Origin of the sequence: Aeromonas sobria (assembly GCF_006243315.1) — a bacterium.
GTDB classification, from domain to species: Bacteria; Pseudomonadota; Gammaproteobacteria; order Enterobacterales; family Aeromonadaceae; genus Aeromonas; species Aeromonas sobria_A.
This window is the reverse complement of the sequence record NZ_NKWE01000015.1, coordinates 35,312-61,694: the sequence shown is the minus strand read 5'-3', so window position 1 is coordinate 61,694 and position 26,383 is coordinate 35,312. Positions and strand designations below refer to the sequence as shown.

The window sequence follows — 26,383 nt, the reverse complement described above, 5'->3', positions numbered from 1 at the left end:
CCCCGCCCGCCCGCTCTCAAGCGACCTGCTGGCGCTGGTGGATCTCATCACCCCCAACCAGACCGAAGCGGAGCTGTTGACCGGTGTAAAAGTCATCGACGAAGCCAGTGCCCGCGAGGCGGCTGCCCGCTTCCACCAGATGGGGATAGCGGAGGTGATGATCACCTTGGGCTCCCAAGGGGTCTATTGCAGCAACGGGCAACAGCAACAGCTCATCCCGGGTTTTCGGGTCGAGGCGGTAGACACCACAGCTGCGGGGGATACTTTCAACGGTGCCCTGCTGGCGGCGGAGCTGGCCGGTGCCGAGTTCAGCGCCGCGGTGCGTTTTGCCCACGGCGCGGCGGCGCTCTCGGTCACCAAATTCGGCGCCCAGAGCTCAATCCCCAGCAAAGCTGAGGTGGATGCCTTCTTGCTGGCGCAAGCGGCTCCGGGGCACTGATGGCCAATATCAAGGAGGTGGCGGCGAGGGCCCAGGTCTCTACCACCACCATCTCCCACGTCATCAACGAGACCCGCTTCGTCAGTGAGGCAACCCGCGAGCGGGTCTTTACCGCCATGCGTGAGCTCAACTATGCCCCGAGCCTGGTGGCGCGCAGCCTCAAGGTAAAAGAGACCAACAGTATCGGCATGCTGGTCACCACCTCCAGCAACCCCTTCTTTGCCGAAGTGGTGCGCGGGGTTGAGCGTTACTGCTTCGAGCAGGGCTATAACCTGATGCTGGGCAATACCGAGGGGCAGGCCGAGACGGCGCTGTCCTACCTCAAGATGATGCTGCGCAAGCGGGTCGATGGCTTGCTGATCATGTGCAGCGAGGGGCAGCAGGAGGTGTTCAACCAGCTCGACTGGCTCAAGAGCCTGCCGGTAGTGGTGATGGATTGGGGTCTGGTCAGCACGGATGTGGATCTTATCGCCGACAACTCTTTTCACGGCGGTTATCTCGCGACCCGTCATCTGATTGAGTTGGGCCATAGCGCCATCGGCTGCATCACCGGCCCCCAAAACCGTGCCCCCGCCAACCAGCGGCAGGCAGGCTTTGAAAAGGCACTGCTGGAGTCGGGTCTGACCGTCAATCCGCAGTGGATCCAGGAGGGGGACTTTGATTGCGCCAGCGGCTTTGCCGCCATGGAGCGGCTGCTGGCACTCCCCGCGCGCCCGACCGCCCTCTTTGTCTGTAACGACATGATGGCGATGGGGGCCATTAGCGCCGCCCATCAGGCTGGCATTGTGATACCGCGGGATATCTCCATCGTCGGCTATGACAATGTGGCGCTGGCGCAATACCTCTCGCCGCCGCTCACCACCATCAACCAGCCCAAGGAGGAGCTGGGACGCCTGGCCGTCACCCGGCTGCTGGCGCGGATCAACGGCGAAGAGGTAGAGAACCACCTGATCACCGTCGATCCGGATCTGGTGATCAGACAATCCTGCGCCCCTCTCTGCTCCCCTCTGCCCGCTCAATCGTAACGGGCACTGACCAACAAAAAGGCGACTCCCCGAGTCGCCTTTTGCTTTTCCGCTATCGCTGCTGCTTAGCGTTCACGCATCTCCATCCAGTTGTGCCCCTCCACCTGTTTGGGCTGATGGATGCCGCATGCCTCCAGCAACTCATCAACATAAGCGGGGACCAGCAGGGAGGCGGGGCCATAGCGTTTCTCGTCAAACTGGCTGCCCACCTCGCTCGGTTCGAGATTGAGCTCTATGGTATGGGCACCGTTGAGGCCAGCCTCATGGACAAAACCGGCCGCCGGATAGACTGCCCCCGAGGTGCCGATAGAGATAAAGAGATCACACTGCGCCAGCGCGCTGTAGATACGATCCAGCCCGAGTGGCATCTCGCCAAACCACACCACATGAGGGCGCATCGGTTGGGGGAACTGGCAGCAGGAGCAGAGCTCGTCCTGATGGAGATCGCCGCGCCACTCGATCACCTGGCCGGACTCCGGGCAGCGCGCCCTGAGCAGCTCACCGTGCATATGGATAAGGTTTTTGCTGCCAGCACTCTCGTGCAGATTATCGATATTCTGGGTCACTAGGGTGACAGAACCGGGCAGGAGCCGCTCGAGGCGGGCCAGCGCATAGTGAGCGGGATTGGGGTGAACCTGGGGTTGTTGCAGCTGTTTACGGCGAGAGTTGTAAAACCCGAGCACCAGCGCGGGATCCCGGGCATACCCCTCGGGGGTCGCCACATCCTCGACCTTGTGCTCTTCCCACAATCCATCACAGGCTCGGAAGGTCTTGATACCAGATTCGGCAGAGATGCCTGCTCCGGTCAGGATCACGATATGTTTATATGACTGCGCCATAAGCTGCTCCGTCTATCCCCGCACAATAAATGTGACCTTAGCACAGGGAAAAAAGTGTCACTATTCGCCCTTGGTCTTAAGCGGCGCGGCTGGCAGCACTGGCAGCCAGGGATCCAGCGCCGACAAATCGAGCCTGACAAATACCATCTCTCGACCAGTGACCAGGGTCAGTGGCAGGCCCAACCGCTTTAACAGGGTGAGCATGGGCCGATTCTGGGCCAGTACTTCTGCCGTCCAATCCAGGATCCCATCCGCCCGGGCCAGCAGCGCCAGCGACAACAAAATGCGTCTGCCTGCCCCCTTATGCTGAAAATGGTCCGCCACGATACAGGCAAACTCCGCTCGATCGGGATGCAGACGGCGGCGGATAGATTGAGCCTGAGCCAACGGCTGACCCGCCAGATCCGTTAGCAATAATGAGATTTGATGATCGGGATTGTAATCAAGAAACTGTGCGACCTGTTCCGGTGGTGGAGTTCGTTTGGCGCGCATAAAACGCAAATAAATGCTCTCTTCACTGAGTGCATCATAGGCTGCCAGCATGCGAGCAGGCTCCACACCATGCAGCTCCCGTAGCAGACAAGGTACGCCTGTGACGCTCATCGCCAGTGGCAGCGCGGTGCGCGAAACCGGATGGGGCCAACCATTGAGCCCCTTGGCCAGGCGCTCCCTGTGTATCGGCCAGCAGAGGTAGCGCGGCATGGGTTACCAGCGCCCCGCAATACCGCGATCTCGCCACAGTTCGACATCGAGCAAATTGTAGGGATCGTCAAGATAGATGGTAATCCCCAGCTCTCCGATCCGGGTCATAAAACGTCCCAATAAGGAGTCTGGCGACAAGGCATCGAACTCGGGCAAAATCCCCTGCCCCAGTAATACGGCTTGCAACGGCAGCCGCTCCAGCAGGTCGAAGGGCAGATGCTGGCTGCTATCGAGCAGCAGCGCCAGCTTGCTGCCCGCCAGACTGGCTTGCAGCACCAGTGCGAAGCGATCGGCATTGCTCAGCAGGTGATCGCGCCGGTGGATCAGCAAGGTCAGTTCGGACGGGGTGCGCGACTGCTCCGCCAACCACTCCTTGAGCGCTTCCCAGCGGCTCGGCAAGCCAGTCACCGCCAGCCAGATCGGATATTGGAAGCCAGGGCTGGAGAGCAGACCAAGCTGCCCCAGCACAGCCCCCTGCCACAGGCGGATCGTTCGGCGCTGACCACTCAGGCGCTGTTGACGCAACGGGCCCAGATAGAGTCCGCGCAGTAACCTGAGCAGTGCATCGCAATCAAGCGGCTTGGCCAGGGCGGCCAGAATATTGAAACCGGCATCGTGGAGCAGGCGGCGGGCACCGTCGATCAGGGTCTGCTCATGGGCGGAGAGCAGAACTATGGGCAACCCCGCTTCCTGCAACTGGGGCTGGCTCATCAGCAGACTGATGGCATCTTGCTCCACCAGACTTAGATCACATACCAGCAGGCTGATATCGCCCGCCGCCAGCACCGCAAGACAGGCCGTTTCATCCTGCACCCATTGGCAAGAGAGACCCAATGCGGCGATGGTTTGCTGCAACTGCATCCCTTGGAACGGATGATCTTCGAGCAGCAAAATCTTGCTCGTCGCCAGCCAGTTACACCAGTCACGGTAACTGGCCACGAGGCCTCCCTGCCAATCTTCACCAATGGCATAGATCCCCTCATGCTGTTGCAGTTGAGGAAGGTAGTCAGCCTGCTGATGCGCAGCAGGATCGTAAAGCGCGATGGCACCTGCCGCAAACAGCCCTTGCCACTGCCAGCAGGCATCCGGTTGGGTGCGGTGCAGCGTGACATAAGATGGCAATGTCATGGTGCTGGCCAGCTCATGAGAGGGGCGATCGAGGGCATAGAGCACAATGGGGCAAAATCCTGCCGCCTCATGCTCTTCCGAATCGAGCAGGGCCAGTAGTTCTTCATCAGTGATGATCATCTTGAGCCCTCTTTGAAAACTGCTGGCTGAACTCATCCAATGCCCGGTTCAATCTGGCTTGCAGCGCCGAATGGGGAGCTTGTTGCCACTCTTCAATGACAGCTACCAAAGCAGTCGCTCCTACCATTCTGGCGGCCCCCTTCAATTTATGTAAAGCAGCTTTCACGCCAACATCATCTTTCGCTAAAAAAGCGCGATCAAGCTCAGCCAGATCATCCCGGGTAGCCTTCAGATAAAGAGCCAGCAGTTCATCGGTCAGCAGCGAGGCAACCGGTGTCGGGGCGACAGTATTGCCCCCCTCTCTGGCAATATGGCGCAGCAGAGCCGCCAGCTCCTTGAGGGCGACCGGCTTGTCGAGATGGCCATCGCAACCACAGGATTGCAACTCACTCGCCGCCTGCTCACTGAGGTCTGCGGTGATCACATAGACCGGCAGACGGGCCCAGCGGGATGATTGGCGCAACGCTCTGCACAGCTCGGCCCCGTTCATCACCGGCATCTGCAGATCGGTCAGCACAAAGTCCACCTCCTGCAGCGCCAGCCTCTCCAGCGCCAGCTGCCCGTTGGCGGCAGTGATGACGCTGGCACCGAGCTGCCCCAGCTGCAGGCTGATCAGCTCGCGATTGACATCGTGATCTTCAACCAGCAGTACCCGCATGCCAAGCCCGGGCTGGGTGCCTGCGACCGATTGACCCGGGGTCAGCCGTGGCTGCAGCAGGGTGATGATGGTGCCGGGCACCCAGGACTCCCCTTGCCAGGCCCAATAGTAGAGCCCCTTCTCGTCCACCTCCGCTTGCAGCGTATCGACAGCATTGCTGACGATGGCGATCCCCACTCGGCTGAGCCAGGGCGAAAGCGCTTGTGCCTCATCGTGAGGTAAAGAGAGCGCCAGCTGCCGCACTTTGGGCTGCCAATCTGGCTCCTGCTGCACCCGTTGCAGGGGCAACTCGCAGAAGAAACGGCTACCGCCGCCGACGCGCCCCTCGACATCAATAAGGCCGCCCATCTGCTCAATCAGCTGCTTGCAGATCGCCAGACCAAGACCGGTACCCGGCGCCCGCAGCTGGCCTTCAACGGCAAACTGCTCGAACGGCATAAAGAGCGTGGGGCGCATCCTGGCGGTGATCCCCGGCCCCTGATCATCGACTCCGAAGCGCAAGGTCGACTCTGCCAGCTCGGCCCACAGCACCACTTCCCCACGCTGGCTGAACTTGATGGCATTGGAGAGCAGATTGTGCAGCACTTGGCGCACCCGATGGGGGTCGAGGGTCTGCAGGGCCGGCAGGGCCGGATCCAACTGCAGGCGCAGTTGCAAGCCCTTGGCCCGCGCCTTGGTCCAGTGCACCGCCGCCACATGCTCGCACAGCTCGGTGAAATCGGTGGGCTGGGGCGAGAGGGAGAGTTTGCTGTTTTCATTGCGACTAAAGTCGAGCACATCGTTGAGCAGGCCGAGCAGCTCGTCCCCCGCCTGACGCACCCGCGCCAGCGCCGAATCCTGCTCCTGGGACAAGGGGGTACTGGCCAGCCACTCCAGCAAGCCGAGAATGGCGTTCATCGGGGTGCGGATCTCGTGGCTGATGGCCGCCATGAAGCGCCCCTTGGCCAGCACCGCTTGCTGCGCCTGCTCATGGGAGTGCTGCAATGCCTGATCCTGCTCGATACGTGTCGTCACATCCTGCATCACCGCATAGATCCGCCAGCCTTGTGACTGGGTACGGCCACGACCATAGAGCTGCAACCAGCGTTCGCCTTTGGTGGGGTGGTGGTAACGCAGGGTAAACGAGAAAGGCGTACCGGCCTGCAGCATGGCAAACATCTCGCGGCGGACCTGGCGGCGATCTTCACGCTCGAGCATAGTAAGCACCCGTTTCGGTTCACGGCGGATCTGCTGGCTGGCCAACCCAAGCAACTCATAGCAACCCCGGCTGATAAACTCGATGTTCCCTACCCGCCCCCGCTCAAACATAAATTGCAGCACCACGCCGGGCACCGTATTGGTCAAAGCGCGCAGACGGCGTTCCCCTTGACGCAAGAAACGAGCTTGCTCACGCAACACACTGATGTCCGATAACGCGATAAGGTCAGTCGCTGGCGCTTGTTTATCCAAACGCAGGGGGTGCTGGGCATAAGCAAAAACCTGTTCGCCCAACACCAGCTCCCCTTCACTCTTCTGATGTTGTACCGGAGGCAACATCAGCTGCTCCGCATAACGGATGGCCAAGCGCCGACCCTGTTTGTTGGACTTGATCACCTTGCCCTGGCTGTTGCGTAAAAAAACCGGAACGGGCAACGCCTGGAACATGGTTTCACGCAGTTCACTCTCGATGGCCAGCGCCTTCTCAACTTCCTGGCGCTGGGCTATCTCCCGGGCCAGCTGCTGACGGGAGCGCCAGATCATCGAAATCACACTGATGCTGATCAACAACGCCATCAAGATGGAGCCAAACCAGGCGGCATAACTCACCCCGGGCTGTTGTACCACCAGCAGGCGGCGCCAGCGCTGATTGAGTTCATCCATTTGGGTGCTCGTCAGGATCATCAGATTGCGGTCTAACACCCCGGCCAGCTGGGTCTCCTGTTTGTTCATCGCAAACCCAAGGCCAAACTTGTCTTCCAGCTCTTCGATATCCAGCCCTTCCAGCAGGTTGGTACGCTGCGGGTATTGCAACTGATACAGCTCGCTCAACATGGCATCTGCTTTGCCCTGACGCAAAGCGGCCAGCCCTTGCGCCAAATTATCGGTACGGATCCACTCCTGCTGGCCCAGCTGAGCCAACAAGGAGGGATCATAGAGCGACTCAGGGACCAGAATACGTTGCCGTTTAAGCTGGCTGATATGGTCAGTTGGCTCTGTATGCTTGCTGATCAAAGCAAAGCGGTTGATGGAGATCATCCTACTGAAGGTAAACTCATCCGCAAGGGCTGGGGATTCGGGCAACCCTGCCATCATATCCGCCTCACCTCGACGCAGCTTATCTATCGCCTCCGCCTTGCTGGCGGCAGGCACCAGCTTGAATGTCAGGCCGGTCTCCTGGGTGACCCAGCGCAGCACATCCGCGCTCCACCCTTTCGTCTCCCCTTGCTCATTGATGCCGCTATAGGGCATTAACTCAGGGTTCACCACCAAGCGTACCGTGCGTTGTCTACCGGACAACCAGGCCTGCTCAATATCAGTCAAGCGCAGCTGGTCGATATAAAGGGACCCTTGGTCGAGATAGCGACCCAAATCAGCGTACAGGCTACCGGCAGGCATATAGCGAATTGCGGTATCGATCAATTGAACCAACTCGGGTCCACCACGCATCATCAGCCGGTAGCTGACTACCCGCTCATTCCCGAGCAAACGCCGCAAGCGCAAACCATCCGCCGGGAACTCACGCATCATATAGCGCAGTTGCAAATAGTCCCCCAGATAGGCGTTGCCCTTGCCACTTTCCAGTGCGGAGTAAAGATTTTCCTGTTTGGACAATGGCTTGATCACCGCATCAGGGTAGAGATCCTTGAGCGTTCGAGTGGAGCCCATGGCGGGTGAGGCTAAAAATGTCGCGTTATGCAGATCGCCACGATAGAGAATGGCAGAGTCGGTCTCCAGCATGGCGCGACTCACCCGCATGTTGGGCAGTACAGCAGAGATGGGGCCGACATGAGGCACGATATCGCAACGCCCCTGTAGCAGGGCATCTCGCACCGCTTGCCAGTCAGCTAATTCATGAATGGTAAGCGGCACCGGCAATACGTCGGCCAGTCTGACCAAGCGATCCTTGAACAAGCCCCCCTCCGCTAACAGGTAAGGCGGTGGAAGGGTCGCCGGATAACAGACTTCCAACTTGGTGATGGAGTCCACATAGGCTTGGGTAGCGGGCGGGAGGGGCAATACCATGGCATGCAGCGGCATGGCCAGCACGACGCCCAGGAAAAAAAGGGGGAGTTTTGTCATCTGAAAACAAAAGCCAGGCAGATGCCTGGCTTTTTATCACTCGTTGGGTTCAACATTTTCTACCCTGGCCTTCAGTTTCTGGCCAGGCCGGAAGGTCACCACCCGACGGGCGCTGATTGGAATATCTTCGCCCGTCTTGGGATTTCGTCCAGGACGCTGATTCTTCTCACGAAGGTCAAAGTTACCGAAGCCTGAAATCTTGACTTGTTCACCACGCTCAAGCGCCTGTCGGATTTCCTCAAAGAAGGCTTCCACCATATCTTTGGCTTCACGCTTGCTCATCCCGAGTTGGGTGAACAGGTGCTCTGCAATGTCGGCTTTGGTAAGCGCCATAGATCAATCCCTCAAGGATGCATTCAACTCTTCACCAAGGACCCGCACGACATGGTCTACGGTCTCGGCAATCTCTTTCTCCTCCAGAGTGCGCTGGGTATCTTGCAATACAAGACTGATGGCCAGGCTCTTCTTGTCCTCTGCCATACCAGCGCCCTGGTATACGTCAAACAAGTTTATTCCAACTACCTGATTTCCGCCAACTTTTTTAATTACTGCAAGAACATCACCTGCCAGAACCTGACGGTCGACCACCACGGCGATGTCACGACGGTTCGCCGGGAACTTGGAAACTTCGGCAGCCATCGGCACCTTGGCCGGGGTCAGCTTGTCCAACTCCAGCTCAAACATCACCGCGCGGCTCTTGAGGCCCAGCTTCTTCTCGAGGCTCGGGTGGATCACGCCGATATGGCCGATGACCTCGCCATTACGCAGAATGGCTGCGCTCTGGCCCGGGTGCAGGGCGCTGTGCTCGGTACGCTCGAAGGTAAAGGTGGCGCCTTCGGCGGTCAAGTCCAGCACCGCTTCCAGATCCCCTTTCAAATCAAAGAAGTCTGCTGCGCGGGTTTTGATGTCCCAGTGTTCGTCACTCTGGTTGCCAATGATGATGCCGGCCAGCATCGGCTCCTGACGGATGCCGTTCTCGGCACTTTCATCCTTGATGAAACGCAGACCCTGCTCAAACAGACGCACGCGCGGCTGCTGACGATTCTGGTTGTAGACCACTGCCTGTACCAGCCCCGGGAACAGAGAGACGCGCATGGCGGACATCTCGACTGAAATCGGGTTCGGCAGCACGATGGCATCGCTCTGCGGGAACAGGGTTTGCTGGGTCTTGGGATCGACGAAGCTGTAGGTGATCGCTTCCTGGAAACCGCGATCAACCAGCAGGTCACGCACCCGCTTCAAGGTCACCTGCCCTTCTGCCTGCTCCACCATCGCCAGAGAGGCAGCCGGTTTGAGGTTCGGGATGTTGTTGTAGCCGTAGATGCGAGCCACTTCCTCGATGAGGTCTTCCTCGATGGCGATGTCGAAACGCCAGGAGGGTGCCAGCGCGGTCCAACCGTCAGCGTCAACGGTTACCTGCATACCCAGACGGGTCAGGATCTCGACCACCTGAGCATCTGCCACGCTGATACCGATCACCTTGTCGAGCTTGGTGCGACGCAACTTGATGGGCGCAGCCTTCGGCAGATGGGCATCGGATTTGACCTCGATGACCGGACCGGCTTCGCCGCCGCACTCTCCGCCACAAATGTCCAGCAGCAGACGGGTGGCACGATCCATCACCTTGGCTTGCAGCTCGGGATCAACCCCGCGCTCGAAGCGATGGGAAGAGTCGGTGTGCAGACCATAGGCACGAGCACGACCGGTGATGGAAAGCGGCGCGAAGAAGGCGCACTCCAGCAGGATGTCGGTAGTGGTCTCACTGACGCCGGTGCGATTGCCGCCGAAGATACCGGCCATGCAGGCAGGTCCTTTGGCATCAGCAATCACTAGCGTGGTCTCTTTGAGCTTCACTTCGTTGCCATCGAGCAGGGTCATCGGCTCATCAGCGTGGGCGCGACGTACCACCAGTTCCCCTTCCAGCATCGCCAGATCGAAGGCGTGCATCGGCTGACCGTATTCCAGCAGCAGGTAGTTGGTGATATCGACGATAGCGTCGATGGAGCGAATGCCGCCACGGCGCAGCTTCTCTTGCATCCAGAGCGGGCTCTGGGCCTGCAGGTTCAGCCCCTTGATGACGCGACCCAGATAACGGGGGCAATCGGCCGGTGCCTCAACCCGGATCGGGAAGGTCGCATCACAGGTTGCAGCAGCTGGCGTCCAGGTCGGCTCGACCACGTCCACGCTATTGAGCACGCCAATCTCACGGGCGAGCCCCGCGATACCAAGGCAATCGGCACGGTTCGGGGTCAGATCCACGTCGATGGAGACGTCGTTGAGATTGAGGTAGTCGCGAATATCGGTACCGATGGGGGCATCGGCCGGCAATTCGATGATGCCATCGGCTTCAACGTCGATACCCAGCTCACTGAAAGAGCAGAGCATGCCGTGAGACGGCTGGCCACGCAGCTTGGCTTTCTTGATGGTGAAATCACCCGGCAGGGTCGCCCCTACTTTGGCCACGCACACTTTCAAGCCGGCGCGGCAGTTCGGCGCGCCGCAGACGATATCCAGCAGTTCGGCCTCGCCCACGTTGACCTTGGTCACCCGCAGCTTGTCGGCGTCCGGATGCTGGGCGCACTCGACAACTTCACCCACGACCACATTGTTGAACTGGCCAGCCACCGCTTCCACGGCGTCCACTTCCAGACCAGCCATGGTGATCTGCTCGGCCAGTGCATTGTCACTCAACTCGGTGCGGACCCACTCCATCACCCAGGATTTACTGAATTTCATGTTCTCTCGCCCTTACTTGAACTGCTTGAGGAAGCGCAGGTCGTTTTCGAAGAAGGCACGCAGGTCGTTGACCCCGTAACGCAGCATGGTCAGGCGCTCAACGCCCATGCCGAAGGCAAAGCCGGAGTATTTTTCCGGATCGATACCGACCGAACGCAGTACGTTCGGGTGCACCATGCCGCAGCCCAGCACTTCCAGCCACTTGCCGTTCTTGCCCATCACATCCACTTCGGCGCTCGGCTCGGTGAACGGGAAGTAGGAAGGACGGAAGCGTATGGTCAAGTCTTCCTCGAAGTAGTTGCGCAGGAAGTCGTGCAGAATGCCCTTCAGCTCGGTAAAGCTGGCATGCTCGTCAACCAGCAGACCTTCAACCTGATGGAACATCGGGGTGTGGGTCATGTCGTAGTCGTTACGATAGACGCGGCCTGGCGCAATGATGCGGATCGGCGGCTGTTGCTGCTGCATGGTGCGGATCTGCACACCGGAGGTGTGGGTACGCAGCATCAGATCAGGATTGAAGTAGAAGGTATCGTGATCGGTACGCGCCGGGTGGTGAGCCGGAATATTCAGCGCATCGAAGTTGTGGAAGCCATCTTCAATCTCGGGACCACGGGCAACCTTGAAACCCATCTCGCCAAACAGGCGCTCGATGCGTTCAATGGTGCGGGTTACCGGGTGCAGACCACCATTCTCGATGCGGCGGCCCGGCAGGCTGACGTCGATGGTCTCGGCGGCCAGCTTCTGGTTCAGCACGGCGACTTCGAGGGCTTCACGACACTCGTTCAAGGCATCTTGAACCTGTTGTTTGGCCTGGTTGATCACGGCGCCCGCGGCGGGACGCTCTTCGGCAGACAGGGCGCCCAGGCCCTTCATCTGTTCGGTAAAAAAGCCTTTTTTGCCCAGATATTTGACCCGGATCTCATCAAGGGTAGCGATATCGCTCACGCCCTCAATATCGGCCTTGGCTTGGCCTACTACTTCTTCAAGCTGTTGCATGTCTTCCTCGTCACCACTCCGAAACAGGAGCCTTTAGGCTAAATAAGGTCAAGAGGGGAATAATACAAAAAAAGGCCCTTCACTGACCATAGTTATGGCCTGCTTTTCTCCCTATAAATCATTTTGTTATATCAAGCGAGTCTCAACTCCTACCCTATCGTCTTGAAATAGTGGTTAGCTGATTTTGTTTGTTGGCATATCTCCAAGTGTCGAGTCAGCTATTGTGATTTATTGAGCGTGTGGGGGAAGACGTTGATGGCAAAACAGAAATAACAAAAAAGGAGGCCTGAGCCTCCTTTTAACTTTTATAACAGAACCGGATTAAACCAGAGCTGCTTTAGCTTTTTCAACCAGGGCGGTGAAAGCCAGCTTGTCGTGAACAGCGATATCGGACAGGATCTTACGATCGATCTCGATAGACGCTTTCTTCAGACCGTTGATCAGACGGCTGTAAGACAGACCATTCTGACGGGCTGCAGCGTTGATACGCGCAATCCACAGCTGACGGAACTGACGCTTTTTCTGGCGACGGTCACGATAGGCATACTGACCAGCTTTAGTTACCGCTTGTACCGCTACGCGGTAAACACGGGAACGGGCGCCATAGTAACCTTTGGCGGCTTTCATTACTTTTTTGTGACGAGCTCGAGCAGTCACACCACGTTTAACTCTTGGCATTTTTTACATCCCCCCTTATGCGTACGGCAGACAAGCGACAACACGTTTGTGGTCGGCAGCAGAAACCATGAACTTAGGTCCCAGCTTGCGCTTACGCTTGCTGCTCTTCTTGGTCAGGATGTGACGCAGGTGGTTATGCTTGCACTTAAAGCGACCCGAGCCGGTCTTTTTGAAGCGCTTTGCAGCACCCCGGTTGGTTTTCATCTTCGGCATTTTATACTCCGCATTGTGAGTGACAACAAAATCGCAAGGCGAACCGACTCACGGGCGAACCCGTGAGTCAATTTCTTGTGGGCCTTAAGATTTCTTCTTAGGTGCGAGGACCATCACAGCTTGACGGCCTTCGACTTTCGGGAACGACTCGACTACTGCCAACTCTTCCAGATCGTTCTTGACGCGCTCCAGAACCTTGATACCAAGATCCTGGTGTGCCATTTCACGACCACGGAAGCGCAGGGTGACCTTAGCCTTGTCCCCGTCTTCTAGAAAGCGAACCAGGTTGCGTAGTTTTACCTGATAGTCGCCTTCGTCAGTACCAGGACGGAATTTGATTTCCTTAACCTGGACGACTTTCTGCTTTTTCTTCTGTTCTTTGGTTGTTTTGCTCTTTTCGTAGAGGAATTTACCGTAATCCATGATCCGGCAAACGGGCGGCTCAGCATTTGGACTGATCTCGACCAGATCAACTCCGGCCTCTGCGGCCAAGTTCAGTGCTTCCTGAATGGTGGTGACGCCAATGGCTTCTCCATCCAGACCAGTCAGACGAACTTCTTTCAGACGGATCTCTTCATTGATCCGGTGAGCGCGGGCTTGCGGTTGCTTGCCCAGTTTTTTTCCGCCTTTTATAGCTTATTCCTCCACTTTCTTTTGTCCGCGGGTCTGAACTTCCTGGGTCAACAGAGCGATGAACTCTTCAACAGGATAAGTGCCCAGGTCAGCCCCTTTACGAGTCCGTACTGCAATCTTACCGGCTTCAACTTCTTTATCGCCGCAGACCAGCATGAAAGGTACTCGCTTCAAAGTATGCTCGCGGATTTTAAAGCCAATCTTCTCATTTCTCAAGTCCGCTTTTGCGCGAATACCCGCATCATTCAATGATTTGGCTACTTTCACCGCATAATCGGCCTGATTATCCGTGATATTCATGACCACAGCCTGTGTCGGCGCCAACCAGGTTGGAAACAGACCAGCATATTCTTCAGTCAGAATACCGATGAAACGCTCGATAGAACCCAAAATGGCCCGATGGATCATCACAGGTACGTGGCGCTCGTTGTTTTCGCCAACATAAGTGGCGCCCAGACGACCGGGGAGAGCAAAATCGAGCTGTACGGTACCACATTGCCACGCACGATCAAGGCAATCATGCAGGGTAAATTCAATCTTGGGACCGTAGAAGGCCCCCTCGCCCGGCTGCAGATCGTATTTCAGACCATTGAGATCCAGTGCTTCTGCCAGTGCGGCCTCGGCACGATCCCAAGCCTCATCTGAACCGATACGCTGTTCGGGACGGGTGGAGAGCTTGACCACGATGTTCTCGAAGCCAAAGGTGCCGTAGACGTCATAGACCATACGAATACAGCCGGAGACCTCTTCCATGATCTGCTCTTCGGTACAGAAGATGTGAGCGTCATCCTGAGTGAAGCCACGCACCCGCATCAGACCGTGCAGCGAACCGGACGGTTCATTGCGGTGGCAAGAGCCAAACTCGGCCATCCGCAGCGGTAAATCGCGGTAGGACTTCAGACCCTGGTTGAAGATCTGGACGTGACCCGGGCAGTTCATCGGCTTGATGGCGTACTCGCGGTTCTCGGATTGGGTGGTGAACATGGCCTGGGCATACTTCTCCCAGTGACCTGAGCGCTCCCACAGTACGCGGTCCATCATGAAGGGACCCTTCACTTCCTGATAGTCGTACTCTTTGAGCTTGCCGCGGATAAAGGTTTCCAGCTCACGGAAGATGGTCCAGCCATCGTTGTGCCAGAACACCATGCCGGGCGCCTCTTCCTGCATGTGATACAGGTCGAGTTGCTTGCCGATCTTGCGGTGATCACGCTTGGATGCTTCTTCCAATCGTTGCAAATAAGCCTTGAGCTGCTTCTTGTCGGCCCAGGCAGTGCCGTAAATACGCTGCAACATTTTGTTGTTGGAGTCGCCACGCCAGTAGGCGCCAGACATTTTTTGCAACTTGAAGTGGTGGCAGTGACGCATGTTAGGCACGTGCGGGCCACGACACATATCCACGTACTCTTCGTGATGATAGAGACCAGGCTGGTCATCACGGGCAATATTCTGATCCAGGATCTCGACTTTATAAATCTCACCACGGGCATCAAACACATCACGTGCTTCCTGCCAGGAGACTTTTTTCTTGATGACGTCGTAATCCTTGGCTACCAGCGCCAGCATGCGCTCTTCCAGGGCAGCCAGATCTTCATCGGTCAGGGTGCGGTCAAGATCAACGTCGTAGTAAAAACCGTTGTCAATGACAGGACCGATGGCCATCTTGGTCTGGGGCCAGAGTTGCTTGATAGCATGACCCAGCAAGTGGGCACAGGAGTGGCGCAGGATGTCCAGACCTTCTTCGTCTTTGGCGGTGATGATGGCCAGTGCAGCATCGGCTTCGATCAGCTCGCATGCATCCACCAGTTCACCGTTTACCCGACCGGCAATGCACGCCTTGGCGAGACCGGGACCGATGTCCGCAGCCACATCCATAACGGAAACAGAGTGGGCAAATTGACGTTGGCTGCCGTCAGGCAGAGTAATGATTGGCATTATAGGTTTCCTTATACAGTGGTGACCCGTACCAAAGGCCACATGTAGTCGCGATAATTCCTTTAAAATCAAGCTCTTCACTCTAGTGTTTCACCATAAACCAAACGGTTGGTACACAGAGCGGTACACACATCAGTTTGTGCGTCATGCTGTCAGTTTCAGGATCCGGCGTGGATTGTATCAAACATGCGATATCAAACAAATTGTTAAACATCGTACATCTTAAAACCACTCGCTCGGCTTGGCGCCCCTGCCCCACCGGATACCATGGGTTGTCACGATGGAGATCCTGTAACGCGCAGGGTGTGACCATAAGAAAGTGGCCAATCATCACGTTGAGCGGGGCATACCATCGCCAGCAGGTAAACGGACATCACCGTAGCTTGAAACTATGGATGGTGCGATACCATGGCGGCGACCCACGACTGCATAACTGTCCGGGTTGGCGCAGGATGCTCTCGTGTTACGAAAGGGAAACGAATATTGAGCGTGTTGGCATAGCGTTCAGGGGTACGCCCTGCAACACGTAATGGGGCATGGTTATAAAAAAAGGGCCCGTAGGCCCTTTAGCAAAATCAGTGGTCACGCTCAGCTAAACAGATGGTGGCTGATGATAAACAAGCCACCAGAGAGCAGCATGGTCAACGGCAAGGTCAGCACCCAGGCCATCAAGATGGTTTTGATGGTCTGGCTCTGCAGCCCTGATTTATTGGCCACCATGGTACCCGCTACCGCTGAGGAGAGAATATGGGTAGTGGATACCGGCATACCGGTCAAACTGGCGACCCCGATAGAGGCGGCTGCCGTGATCTGGGCGGCAATGCCCTGGCTATAGGTCATACCGGTTGAACCGATCTTTTCACCTACGGTGTGAACGATACGACGCCAGCCCACCATGGTGCCGCAACCCAGCGCCAGCGCGATGGAAACGATAACCCAGGTTGGTGCATATTCAGCGGTCGCGGTCAGATCCTTGCGCCACTTGGCCAGGTCGGTCAGCTCTTTGGCTGGCAGTGGCAACTTGGCAACCTTACGCGCGGTATCATCGATACACAGCAGCAAACGGCGCACTTCACGACGATCGGTAAGATTGAGCTCCTGATAAGTCCGAACAGCACCCAGGCGAGCATCCAGTGTCGCCATTGCCTGCAATACGCCATCCGCAGAGCAGTGTGTCATCAGCTCTTCCTGGGCCGTTGCTGGCGCAGAGAAGTTGATCACCTCCCCCAAAGAGGCCTGGTTGCGCTGATAGATCTCCATGATCCGCTGGTTGGCATCCTGGGTTCGGTCCAGGTCATAAGAGCGACTGTTCATGTCCAGGGCAAAGTAAGAAGGCGCCATACAGATAAGCACCAGCATCACCAGACCAATGCCTTTCTGGCCATCGTTAGAACCATGTACAAAGCTGACGCCCATAGCAGATGCTACCAGGGTCAGTCGCGCCCAGAATGGTGGATGCTTTTTGCCATCAACCAATTGACGCTCTTCCGGTGTTTTGTGGATCTTGTTGCTGGTCCAGATCCGCTTCATCGCCAGCAACAGCAGTGCTGCCACGATAAAACCTATGGTCGGCGAGATGATCAGGGACAGCATGATATCGATGGCTTTGCCAACGTTGATCCCTTCCGTCACTGGTTGATGGGTGATCCAGGCATAGGCACCGCCCACCCCCAGGATGGAACCGATCAAGGTATGTGAACTGGATGCTGGGATCCCGAAGAACCAAGTACCCAGATTCCACACAATGGCGGAAAACAGCAGGGAGAACACCATGATCAACCCTTGGGTGGAGTCCATCCCAAGCAACAGGTCGATAGGCAGCAAATGGACAATCGCATAAGCAACGCCCAAACCACCTAACATGACGCCAAAAAAGTTAAAAATCCCCGATGAAACAACCGCCAGGTGTGCTGGCATTGCCTTGGTATAGATAACCGTCGCTACCGCATTGGCGGTATCGTGAAAGCCATTGATAAATTCATAGGCAAGCACAAAAAAAACGGCCAATACCAAACCAATTGACCACCACAAACCCAAATCACTGAACATTTCAAACATATAAAAAAAGCCTGTTTATGAGTTGCGGCGGATTATGCCAGATGGCGGCCCACACCATAGCCATCATTGAAATATTTCAGTCATAAAAAAAAAGAGCACTCAGGTTAAAAATACTCTACAGCCAGTCGCCACAAGGCTTGCCAGAGATTAATTAAAGCCAATAAACCGTGCGGTAAAATAGCTATTTTGTCGATTTTTACGCCACAAACTCCTCGGTTTTTATGACAAACTCACCCTTAAAATACGAAAAACAGCACATCATAAGTCGCACGATTCACTCAGACTATCGCCCGCACGGGTCTGAGACGACCACGCCCAATAAAAAAAGGAGCATCAATGTGCTCCTTTTCGACGATGCAGAAATGATAATCCCGCTCAATCCTCGCTCATACGACTGGCAACCGCGCCCTGTTGACTCTTGTACTTGGCATTTTCCCGCTTGTTATAAGGGCGAGCGGCCGCACCAGAGAGCATTTCGAAGTTCAGCGCACCGATCTTCATCTTGGGGCGCAGCGCCAGCGGCAATCTGCCGCCATTGTAGAACTCCAGCACGATGCGGCCAGACCAGCCCGGATCGATCCGGTGCGCGGTCACATGCACCATCAGACCAAGACGGGCCAATGAAGAGCGGCCATCGAGCCAGCCGACGATATCGGCAGGCAGGGTAACCGACTCATAGGTGACGGCTAGTGCCAACTGACCCGGATGAAGATAGAAGGCTTCGCCATCGGGAATGTGGATCTCGTCACTCATCACCCGCTCGATGGCATCGGCCATTTCGCCGCTCGGGCCGCTCAGATCGATATAAGGAGCGGTATGATCGCGAAACACCCGAAATTCGTTACCCAGCAGCACATCGACACTGACGCCACTGATCCGCTCAACGCCGGGTCTTGGCTCAATAACGATCTTGCCTTCATCAAGATGACGTTCGATATCGGTATCACACAGACGCATTGGGCGACTCTCCTGACAAAATTGTTCATTTAAAAAAGCCGGGCATCACCCGGCTTGTTTCGTGTTAACCAATCAACATGTGGCGAATGCGCGCCTTGAGCATGTCAATGGCGATGCGGTTCTTGCCACCACGGGGCACGATCACATCAGCATACTGCTTGGACGGCTCGATAAACTGCAGGAACATCGGACGCACCGTCTTTTGATACTGCTTGAGCACGGAGTCCATGGTACGGCCACGCTCTTGCACGTCACGCACCAGACGGCGCAGCAGGCAGATGTCGAGCGGAGTATCCATAAAGATGGAGGCATCCATCAGATCCCGCAGACGACTGTCGGTCAGCAACAGGATCCCTTCCAGAATGATCACCCGACGCGGTGCAAACGGAGTGACTTCGTTCATGCGGGTGTGTTCGGTGTAGGAGTACTGGGGAATGGCGACCGCATCACCTTTGACCAGCTGGCTCAAGTGCTGCACCAGCAGATCGTGATCAAGCGCATTGGGGTGGTCGTAGTTGGTTTTGACCCGCTCTTCCATGGTCAGGTGGGTCTGATCACGGTAGTAGCAATCTTCGGTGATCACACCAATCTGACCTGCGCCCAGTTCGGCCACCAGCTCTTCATAAATGGTCTGGGCGATAAGACTTTTGCCTGACGCAGATGCGCCCGCAATACCGATGATCACACACGAATGTTGAGTATCAGACATGACGAATACCTAAAAGAGAAGAGCAGTGGGGGTGGTTTAAACCGATCCATTATATAAAAAAGGGTGGGCAATGCCCACCCTCAATTCCCTTTCAAGTGACCGATAGCCGATTATTCATCCAGCGCCATGGCATAGAGGGGGGTCGCAATCGGTTTTGCGCTGAAAAAGAGTTCGGCACCTACCCTGCGCGCCAGCTTCAAATAGGCCTGAGCCAGGCTCCCTTCCGGTGCGCCGAACACGGTTGGGCAGCCATCATCCATGTGTTGGCGGATATCGATGTGCAGCGGCAACTGGCCAAGCAGCGCCACTTGGTACTGCTCTGCCATCTTTTGACCACCACCGGTACCGAACAGCGGCTCATGGTGACCACAGGCGCTGCAGACGTGGTAACTCATGTTCTCGATGATACCGAGCACCGGCACATTGACCTTGTTGAACATGGCGATCCCCTTGCGGGCATCGGCCAGTGCCACATCTTGCGGGGTGGTGACAATGACGGCCGCCGAGGTGGGCACCTGCTGGGCCATGGTGAGTTGAATATCGCCAGTGCCCGGCGGCATGTCCACCACCAGATAATCCACTTCACCCCAACGGGTTTCGCCGAGGATCTGCGCCAGCGCCTTGCTCGCCATCGGGCCACGCCAGATGGTGGCATCCTGCTCGGAAACCAGATAACCGATACTGTTGCTCTTGAGACCGCAGGCCATCACCGGTTCCATCAACTTGCCATCCCGACTGACCGGCTGCTCCTTGAGGGTACCCATCATGGTGGGGATGGAGGGGCCGTAAATATCGGCATCGAGGATGGCGACACGGGCCCCCTCTTTTTGCAGCGCCAACGCCAGATTGACCGCGGTGGTGGATTTGCCCACCCCCCCCTTGCCGGAGGCGACCACGATGATGTTGCGAATGCCCTGCACCGCCGCCAGCCCCTGCGCTCTGGGCATGCTGGCGACATCGATAGAAAGCTGCCAGTCAATACGGGAAACACCGGTGGCGCTACGCAGCCTGGCATCGAAGTTCTCTTTGAGCTGATCGAGCAGCGACAACGCGGCAAACGGCAATACCAGCCGGATGGTCAGCCCCTGATCCTGACGGATGATCTCACGGACAAAGCCGGCATCGACCAGATCCTTGTGCCAACCAGCAGGCTTAAATTCGGCGAGGATCTGTTTTACTGAATCAATCACCATTAACTCCTCATTATCTTGTCTTTATCTTGAGGTGAACGGTTACCGCACACAAATCAGTGGCTTGCCTGCCATCGTAACGGCAGGTTCTGCCAAGGTTGGCACAGCCACAACCCTAGGCAGGCTACCCCCAATTCGGGTAACATGCACGGCACTGTATCATCCCAACAAGCACATCAAGAACGACTATATGGCAACTGATCCTCGTACAATGCTGGTAACCTGCGCCCTTCCCTATGCCAATGGCTCCATCCACCTTGGCCACATGCTGGAACACATCCAGGCCGATATCTGGGTTCGTTATCAGCGAATGCGCGGTCATCAGGTGCACTTCATCTGTGCCGATGATGCCCACGGCACCCCGATCATGCTCAAAGCACAACAGCTGGGGATCACCCCGGAAGAGATGATTGCGGCCGTATCCAAAGAGCACCAGACCGATTTCGCCGGTTTCAATATCAGCTTTGACAACTACCACTCCACCCACAGCGATGAGAACCGCGAGCTGGCGGAGCTGATCTACGGTCGTCTGAAAGCCGGTGGTTTCATCAAAAACCGCACCATTACCCAGCTGTTCGATCCGGAAAAATCCATGTTCCTACCGGACCGTTTCGTCAAGGGCTCCTGCCCCAAGTGCAAGTCTCCGGAGCAATACGGCGACAACTGTGACAGCTGCGGCGCCACTTACAGCCCGACCGAGCTTATCGATCCGAAATCTGCCGTCTCCGGCGCCACCCCGGTGATGAAAGACTCCGAGCACTTCTTCTTCGACCTGCCGCAGTTTGCAGACATGCTCAAGGCCTGGACCAACTCCGGCGCCCTGCAAGAAGAGATGGCCAACAAGCTGGGCGAGTGGTTCGAGAGCGGCTTGCAGCAGTGGGACATCACCCGTGACGCCCCCTACTTCGGCTTCGAGATCCCGGATGCGCCGGGCAAATACTTCTATGTCTGGCTCGATGCCCCCATCGGTTACATGGGTTCGTTCAAGAATCTGTGCAACAAGCGTGACGATCTGGATTTTGACAGCTACTGGAAAGCAGACTCCAGTGCCGAGCTCTACCACTTCATCGGCAAAGATATCGTCTACTTCCACTCCCTGTTCTGGCCAGCCATGCTGGAAGGCGCAGGTTTCCGCAAGCCGACCAAGGTGTGCGTGCACGGTTATGTCACCGTCAACGGTGCCAAGATGTCCAAATCCAAGGGCACCTTTATCAAGGCATCTACCTATCTGAACCACCTGGATCCGGAGTGCCTGCGTTACTACTACGCCGCCAAGCTCAACAGCCGCATCGATGATCTGGACTTGAACCTCGATGACTTTGTAGCCCGCGTCAACGCCGACGTGGTCAACAAGCTGGTCAACCTCGCCTCCCGCAACGCCGGCTTTATCGCCAAGCGTTTCGACGGCAAACTGGCTGCCACCTGCGCCGAGCCCGAGCTCTACGCCGAGTTCGCCAACGCCCGCATCACCATCGCCGAGGCGTACGAGAGCCGTGAATTCAGCCGCGCTATCCGCGAAATCATGGCACTGGCCGACAAGGCCAACCGCTATGTGGATGACAAGGCACCCTGGGTACTTGCCAAGCAGGAAGGGGCGGATGCCGAGCTGCAAGCCGTCTGCTCGGTCGGTATCAACCTGTTCCGGGTGCTGATGGCCTACCTCAAGCCGGTGATGCCGCTGTTGGCCGAACGTGCCGAAGCCTTCCTGGGTGAAACCCTCTCCTGGGATGGCGTGGCCCAGCCGCTAACCAACCACCAGCTGGCCCCGTTCAAGGCGCTGTTCTCCCGCATCGAGCCCGCCAAGGTAGAAGCCATGGTAGAAGCCTCCAAGGAAGATCTGGCCAAAGAGCAGGCACCGAAAGTGACCGGCCCGCTGGCAGACGATCCCATCAGCGAAACCATCGCCTATGAGGATTTTGCCAAAATTGACCTGCGCGTCGCGCTGATCGTCAAGGCAGAAGCGGTGCCGGAAGCAGAGAAGCTGCTCAAGCTGCAGCTGGATATCGGTGGCGAGACCCGTCAGGTGTTTGCTGGCATCAAATCTGCCTACAACCCGGAAGATCTGGAAGGCAAGCTGACCGTGATGGTGGCCAACCTGGCACCGCGCAAGATGCGTTTTGGCATGTCCGAAGGGATGGTGCTGGCCGCAGGCCCGGGTGGCAAGGATCTCTGGATCCTGGAGCCACAAGAAGGTGCCCAACCGGGGATGCGCGTTAAGTAACGCCACCGGCGACGCTCACCGCGATACACCCAAAGAGAGGCCAGTTGGCCTCTCTTTGCATAGTCCCCTCGTCACGAACCACACTCCCGCCCCCCGCAAGCCTAGCGACACCTCATCGCGCCAGCTCAGTTGGTGTGAAAGCCCTGACCAGTGGGTGGCAGCGCCTTTTGATACTCCATACGGGTCACTCTGGCGGTGCGCGGACCATGCTCCAACCAGCCAAGCATCATCTGTACCCCTTGCCCGGGGCCGCTGATGAGGATCTCCACCGAGCCATCCTCCAGGTTGTAGGCGTGACCCCGCAAACCCAGTTGCAGTGCCCGCTCCCGGGTGAAATAGCGAAATCCGACCCCCTGCACCTGCCCCCACACCCGAATGACAAACGATTGCTCTCCCATTGCTCAATCACCTCCCACTTAAGAAAAATCCCCGCAATAATAATGAGCGCAACACACTCTCTTCTGCAGGGTGCGGCTTCATTATGAAAGAAGTTACATTCCGGTGGATTGACCGCTATCTCATTCACCTCACCCTCAGTGAAAAATGCCATGTCACGCTCTGGTGACCCCTCTGTATCATCACCTTTCTAAGCGGTTTCCAATCATAGACAGGAAAGATGCGTCAGGCTGTTGCAACGGGTCGGCGACCAAATGGAGCCCGGATATAGCAGCTCTGAGCGATACAGGACTGGAAATAAGCCCCCAACTGACTGCCCCCACTTCATTGCAGCAGACTCAGTACCGCACTGGGTCGACTGTTTGCCTGACTCAAAATAGATGAACTCGCTTGCTGCAAGATTTGGGTGCTGACCAACCGCGCCGATTCGACAGCCATATCGGCATCCCGGATCCGCGAGCGGGCAGCACTGAGGTTCTCATTGGCATTGGCCAGATTGCGCACCCGCGAATCCAGCGCGTTGGCCTGGGCACCGAGCCGCGAACGCTGAACACCCAGCTGTTTCATGCCCGCATCCAGGGTTTTGATCGCTCTGCTGGCGTTGTCATCACTCAGAACATCAATGTTATCAACGGTATATTTCTTCTTGTCTGCTTGATAAAAACCCAGTGCATTCAAGCTCGCTCCCTGCATATCAATATTGGAGTACTTGTCACCGGATGAGTGCAGTTCCATCTGACCGATATAAGTCGTAGGGGTAACATCAGGCAGCAGAGCGCTCAGAGAAGAATTGCTGACCACCGGAGGCGCCGGTGGTGCAGGCTGCGGAGGGTGCGTTGTGCCATTGGCCAGCGCAAGGCTGTTGCCCTGAGCACTATGCATGGTCAGTTCATTGCTGGCGGGATTGTTGTTGTTGGAGGCACTCACATAAAAACCCAGACCTGCCGATTGCGCAGTACTGTTGATGCGTTGAACCACGGTTGCCATGATGGCACTGTTTTTTGCTGTCGGATTGACCGGATCCCATCCGGTCATATCAATGCCCGTGGTCAAATCCACAGAGTGGCCCGCCACATCGATATAGGAGGGTAATGCGGCTAAATCGACTGCGGAGGCGACTGAAAATGGCAGTTGTTGCGCTTTTACCGGCCCCTGATTATTGGGAAAAGTCGTGCCATTAATATCTGCAACGAACGCTTCCAGGGTGGAATAATCCTTGTCAAAGGTGACGCCATTAAGAGTGATAGGCTGAGATGAAAGTTTGAGATCAGCAATGTCGTACGCCCCAGGCTTACTGCCTGCCGGACTGCGCGCTCGCCACTCCATCTCCCCCAGATTTTTGGTCTGGGCATTGAGATCGGTAATGACGATATTCTGTCCTGCATAGGCACCGACTGAGAAGATGCCTTTATAACTTCCCGCCAGCAGGTCCTGTCCGGCAAACCGGGTGTCTGTGGCAATCCGATCCATCTCCAACTGCAGTTGCTTGAATTCAGCATTCAAGGCCACGCGATCCTCTGCCGTGTTGGCACCACTTCCTGACTGCAGTGCCAAGGTGCGCATCCGCTGCATCAGGTTCACCGACTCATCGAGCGCACCATCGGCCACGTTGATCACCGAGATCCCATCGTTGGCATTGCGGATAGCCGTATTGGTCCCGTTTACTTCGCTGGTGAGACGATTGCTGATCTGCAAGCCGGCCGCATCATCGGCGGCACTGTTGATGCGCAAGCCGGATGAGAGTCGCCGATATACCGAGTCCAGTGTGTTGGATGATTGACCCAGATGGCGAGAAGCGTTGAGGGCAGAAATATTGGTGGCGATGGAGAGGGACATGGGCAGCTCGATACAGGAAAGATTCAAAATGGTCTTCCCCACTATCGACATCATCAAATGACTCTTTAGAGAAAATCCCCCACAAAAAAGATAAAAACGCTAATTTGATTATATTTTACACACACAAAAACACGTATTGGACACAAAACAAGCACAACCAACCAATGCATATAAAATAAGCAGCGTGAAACGCCAACATCAAGATTCAGCAAACCCAGCCACTCCAACGCCTGGTTGTTGTCCCGGCGCACAGTAAGTCACGCCGTCATATACCAGCAAAGACTGGCTTAGCCGCCCTATTGCACATAGAATGTGGCCCCTTTTCTTTCTACCATCGGCAAACATCCATGAGCGTATTCATCTATCTCGTCAAAGGTCGCGAAAAATCCCTGCTGCGCCGTCACCCCTGGATCTTCTCCAAGGGGATTGAGCGGGTGGAAGGTAATCCTGTTGACGGCGATACCGTCGAGATTTACGCCAACGATGGCAAGTGGCTTGCCCGTGGTGCCTGGTCAAGCAGCTCCCAGATCCGTGCCCGGGTCTGGACCTTCGACAAGAATGAGACCGTTGATCTCGACTTCTTTATCCGTCGCCTCAAATATGCGCAGGAGTCTCGCGATCCGCTGATCAAGCGTCAGGGTCTCACCGGCTATCGTCTGTGCGCCGCCGAGTCCGATGGCCTGCCGGGTCTGACCATCGACCGTTATGCCGATTTTCTGGTGTGCCAGATCCTCTCTGCCGGTGCCGAGTTCCAGCGTGAGCTGATCACCCAGGCGCTGCGTACCCTCTACCCCGAGTGCAACATCTATGAGCGCTCCGACGTAGCAGTACGTAAAAAAGAGGGGCTGAAAGAGCGTACCGGTGTCATCTATGGCGAAGCCCCGACCGAACCGGTGGTGATCGAAGAGAACGACGGCGTGAAGATCCTGGTGGATATTCGCAACGGCCACAAAACCGGCTTCTATCTGGATCAGCGTGACAACCGTCAGGCTGTCTCCAAGTACACCGAAGGCAAACGTGTCCTTAACTGCTTCAGCTACACCGGTGGTTTTGGCATTTATGCCCTCAAGGGTGGTGCCAAAGAGGTGGTCAACGTCGATCTCTCCCAGAATGCACTGGATATCGCTCGCCAGAACGCCGAGCTGAACGGGCTCGATATCAGCAACACCCAGTTCGTCCGTCACGATGTGTTCAAGCTGCTACGTGAATACCGCGAGAAGGGCGAGAAATTCGATGTCATCGTGCTGGATCCGCCCAAGTTTGCCGAGAGCAAGGCCCAACTGCTGGGTGCCTGCCGTGGTTACAAGGACATCAACATGCTGGCGTTCCAGCTGCTGGCGCCGGGTGGCGTGCTGCTGACCTACTCCTGCTCCGGCCTGATGGAGCAGAGCCTGTTCCAGAAGATCGTTGCCGATGCGGCGCTCGATGCCGGTCGCGATGCCCAGATCCTGGAGCTGCTCTCCCAGGCCTCCGATCACCCCATAGGTACCGCCTATCCAGAAGGCTTCTACCTCAAGGGTCTGGTGGTACGCGCCCGCTGATCGGCAACCAGCCTCCCCTTGTGATCAATCAGGCCCCTTGTGGGCCTGATTGTTTTGCGCCGCGGTGTATCGGCCTGAGCCTGACTCTCACCCATCC

At 56.6% G+C, this 26,383-nt stretch carries 21 protein-coding genes; 4 read left to right on the top strand and 17 right to left on the bottom strand.

Annotated features, from left to right (window positions below):
• On the top strand, nucleotides 1-439 hold a 439-nt coding region (locus tag CF137_RS03800; RefSeq protein ID WP_193556556.1), incomplete at its 5' end, for a PfkB family carbohydrate kinase.
• A complete protein-coding gene (locus CF137_RS03795) occupies nucleotides 439-1,464 on the top strand; it encodes a substrate-binding domain-containing protein (RefSeq protein WP_139718037.1) in 1,026 nt (341 codons plus the stop codon). The genes CF137_RS03800 and CF137_RS03795, both read left to right, overlap by 1 nt.
• Before the next feature lie 65 nt (nucleotides 1,465-1,529).
• Here CF137_RS03795 and cobB read toward each other — a convergent pair whose 3' ends face one another.
• The 15 genes from cobB to apbC all read right to left on the bottom strand — a co-directional run bounded on the left by cobB (nucleotide 1,530) and on the right by apbC (nucleotide 20,295).
• Nucleotides 1,530-2,303, bottom strand: a complete 774-nt coding sequence (cobB, locus tag CF137_RS03790; protein ID WP_101324854.1) for a Sir2 family NAD+-dependent deacetylase — start codon at nucleotides 2,301-2,303, stop codon at nucleotides 1,530-1,532.
• 60 nt (nucleotides 2,304-2,363) lie between these two features.
• A complete protein-coding gene (locus CF137_RS03785; protein ID WP_139718034.1) occupies nucleotides 2,364-3,005 on the bottom strand; it encodes a GNAT family N-acetyltransferase in 642 nt (213 codons plus the stop codon).
• Nucleotides 3,006-3,008: 3 nt separating this feature from the next.
• Complete coding sequence (locus tag CF137_RS03780) at nucleotides 3,009-4,253, bottom strand: response regulator (RefSeq protein ID WP_139718032.1); 1,245 nt, start codon at nucleotides 4,251-4,253, stop codon at nucleotides 3,009-3,011.
• Nucleotides 4,240-8,190, bottom strand: a complete 3,951-nt coding sequence (locus CF137_RS03775; protein ID WP_162850429.1) for an ATP-binding protein — start codon at nucleotides 8,188-8,190, stop codon at nucleotides 4,240-4,242. Before CF137_RS03775 ends, CF137_RS03780 begins: the two co-directional genes overlap by 14 nt.
• Before the next feature lie 36 nt (nucleotides 8,191-8,226).
• Nucleotides 8,227-8,523, bottom strand: coding sequence for an integration host factor subunit alpha (ihfA, locus tag CF137_RS03770; RefSeq protein ID WP_005300715.1), 297 nt, complete (start codon nucleotides 8,521-8,523; stop codon nucleotides 8,227-8,229).
• A 3-nt stretch (nucleotides 8,524-8,526) separates the two neighbouring features.
• A complete protein-coding gene (gene pheT, locus CF137_RS03765; protein WP_139718028.1) occupies nucleotides 8,527-10,926 on the bottom strand; it encodes a phenylalanine--tRNA ligase subunit beta in 2,400 nt (799 codons plus the stop codon).
• Between the two features lie 12 nt (nucleotides 10,927-10,938).
• Nucleotides 10,939-11,922, bottom strand: coding sequence for a phenylalanine--tRNA ligase subunit alpha (pheS, locus tag CF137_RS03760; protein ID WP_042023323.1), 984 nt, complete (start codon nucleotides 11,920-11,922; stop codon nucleotides 10,939-10,941).
• 321 nt (nucleotides 11,923-12,243) lie between these two features.
• A complete protein-coding gene (rplT, locus tag CF137_RS03755; protein ID WP_005300683.1) occupies nucleotides 12,244-12,600 on the bottom strand; it encodes a 50S ribosomal protein L20 in 357 nt (118 codons plus the stop codon).
• A 15-nt stretch (nucleotides 12,601-12,615) separates the two neighbouring features.
• Nucleotides 12,616-12,813, bottom strand: coding sequence for a 50S ribosomal protein L35 (rpmI, locus tag CF137_RS03750; RefSeq protein WP_005315535.1), 198 nt, complete (start codon nucleotides 12,811-12,813; stop codon nucleotides 12,616-12,618).
• Between the two features lie 84 nt (nucleotides 12,814-12,897).
• The gene (infC, locus tag CF137_RS03745) at nucleotides 12,898-13,428 is read right to left on the bottom strand and encodes a translation initiation factor IF-3 (RefSeq protein WP_244830660.1); all 531 of its coding nucleotides are present in this window, start codon (nucleotides 13,426-13,428) and stop codon (nucleotides 12,898-12,900) included.
• 21 nt (nucleotides 13,429-13,449) lie between these two features.
• On the bottom strand, nucleotides 13,450-15,378 hold the full coding sequence (gene thrS / locus CF137_RS03740) for a threonine--tRNA ligase (protein ID WP_042023223.1): 1,929 nt from the start codon (nucleotides 15,376-15,378) through the stop codon (nucleotides 13,450-13,452).
• A 588-nt stretch (nucleotides 15,379-15,966) separates the two neighbouring features.
• Entirely contained in the window at nucleotides 15,967-17,436 is a 1,470-nt protein-coding gene (locus CF137_RS03735) for an inorganic phosphate transporter (RefSeq protein WP_139691231.1), read from the bottom strand.
• A gap of 375 nt (nucleotides 17,437-17,811) precedes the next feature.
• Complete coding sequence (gene dcd / locus CF137_RS03730) at nucleotides 17,812-18,393, bottom strand: dCTP deaminase (RefSeq protein WP_101324860.1); 582 nt, start codon at nucleotides 18,391-18,393, stop codon at nucleotides 17,812-17,814.
• Between the two features lie 64 nt (nucleotides 18,394-18,457).
• Nucleotides 18,458-19,102, bottom strand: coding sequence for a uridine kinase (gene udk / locus CF137_RS03725; protein WP_005352133.1), 645 nt, complete (start codon nucleotides 19,100-19,102; stop codon nucleotides 18,458-18,460).
• Nucleotides 19,103-19,212: 110 nt separating this feature from the next.
• The gene (apbC, locus tag CF137_RS03720) at nucleotides 19,213-20,295 is read right to left on the bottom strand and encodes an iron-sulfur cluster carrier protein ApbC (RefSeq protein WP_098969448.1); all 1,083 of its coding nucleotides are present in this window, start codon (nucleotides 20,293-20,295) and stop codon (nucleotides 19,213-19,215) included.
• A gap of 187 nt (nucleotides 20,296-20,482) precedes the next feature.
• Here apbC and metG point away from each other — a divergent pair, with 187 nt between their 5' ends.
• Nucleotides 20,483-22,513 (top strand): methionine--tRNA ligase, encoded by a 2,031-nt coding sequence (metG, locus tag CF137_RS03715; protein ID WP_139718026.1) that lies wholly within the window; start codon nucleotides 20,483-20,485, stop codon nucleotides 22,511-22,513.
• A gap of 125 nt (nucleotides 22,514-22,638) precedes the next feature.
• Here the strand turns inward: metG and CF137_RS03710 are convergent, their stop codons facing one another.
• A complete protein-coding gene (locus CF137_RS03710) occupies nucleotides 22,639-22,911 on the bottom strand; it encodes an acylphosphatase (RefSeq protein WP_139718024.1) in 273 nt (90 codons plus the stop codon).
• 322 nt (nucleotides 22,912-23,233) lie between these two features.
• On the bottom strand, nucleotides 23,234-24,799 hold the full coding sequence (locus CF137_RS22380; RefSeq protein ID WP_162515828.1) for a flagellin N-terminal helical domain-containing protein: 1,566 nt from the start codon (nucleotides 24,797-24,799) through the stop codon (nucleotides 23,234-23,236).
• Between the two features lie 293 nt (nucleotides 24,800-25,092).
• Here CF137_RS22380 and CF137_RS03700 point away from each other — a divergent pair, with 293 nt between their 5' ends.
• A complete protein-coding gene (locus CF137_RS03700; RefSeq protein WP_042023211.1) occupies nucleotides 25,093-26,286 on the top strand; it encodes a class I SAM-dependent methyltransferase in 1,194 nt (397 codons plus the stop codon).
• Nucleotides 26,287-26,383: the final 97 nt, after the last annotated feature.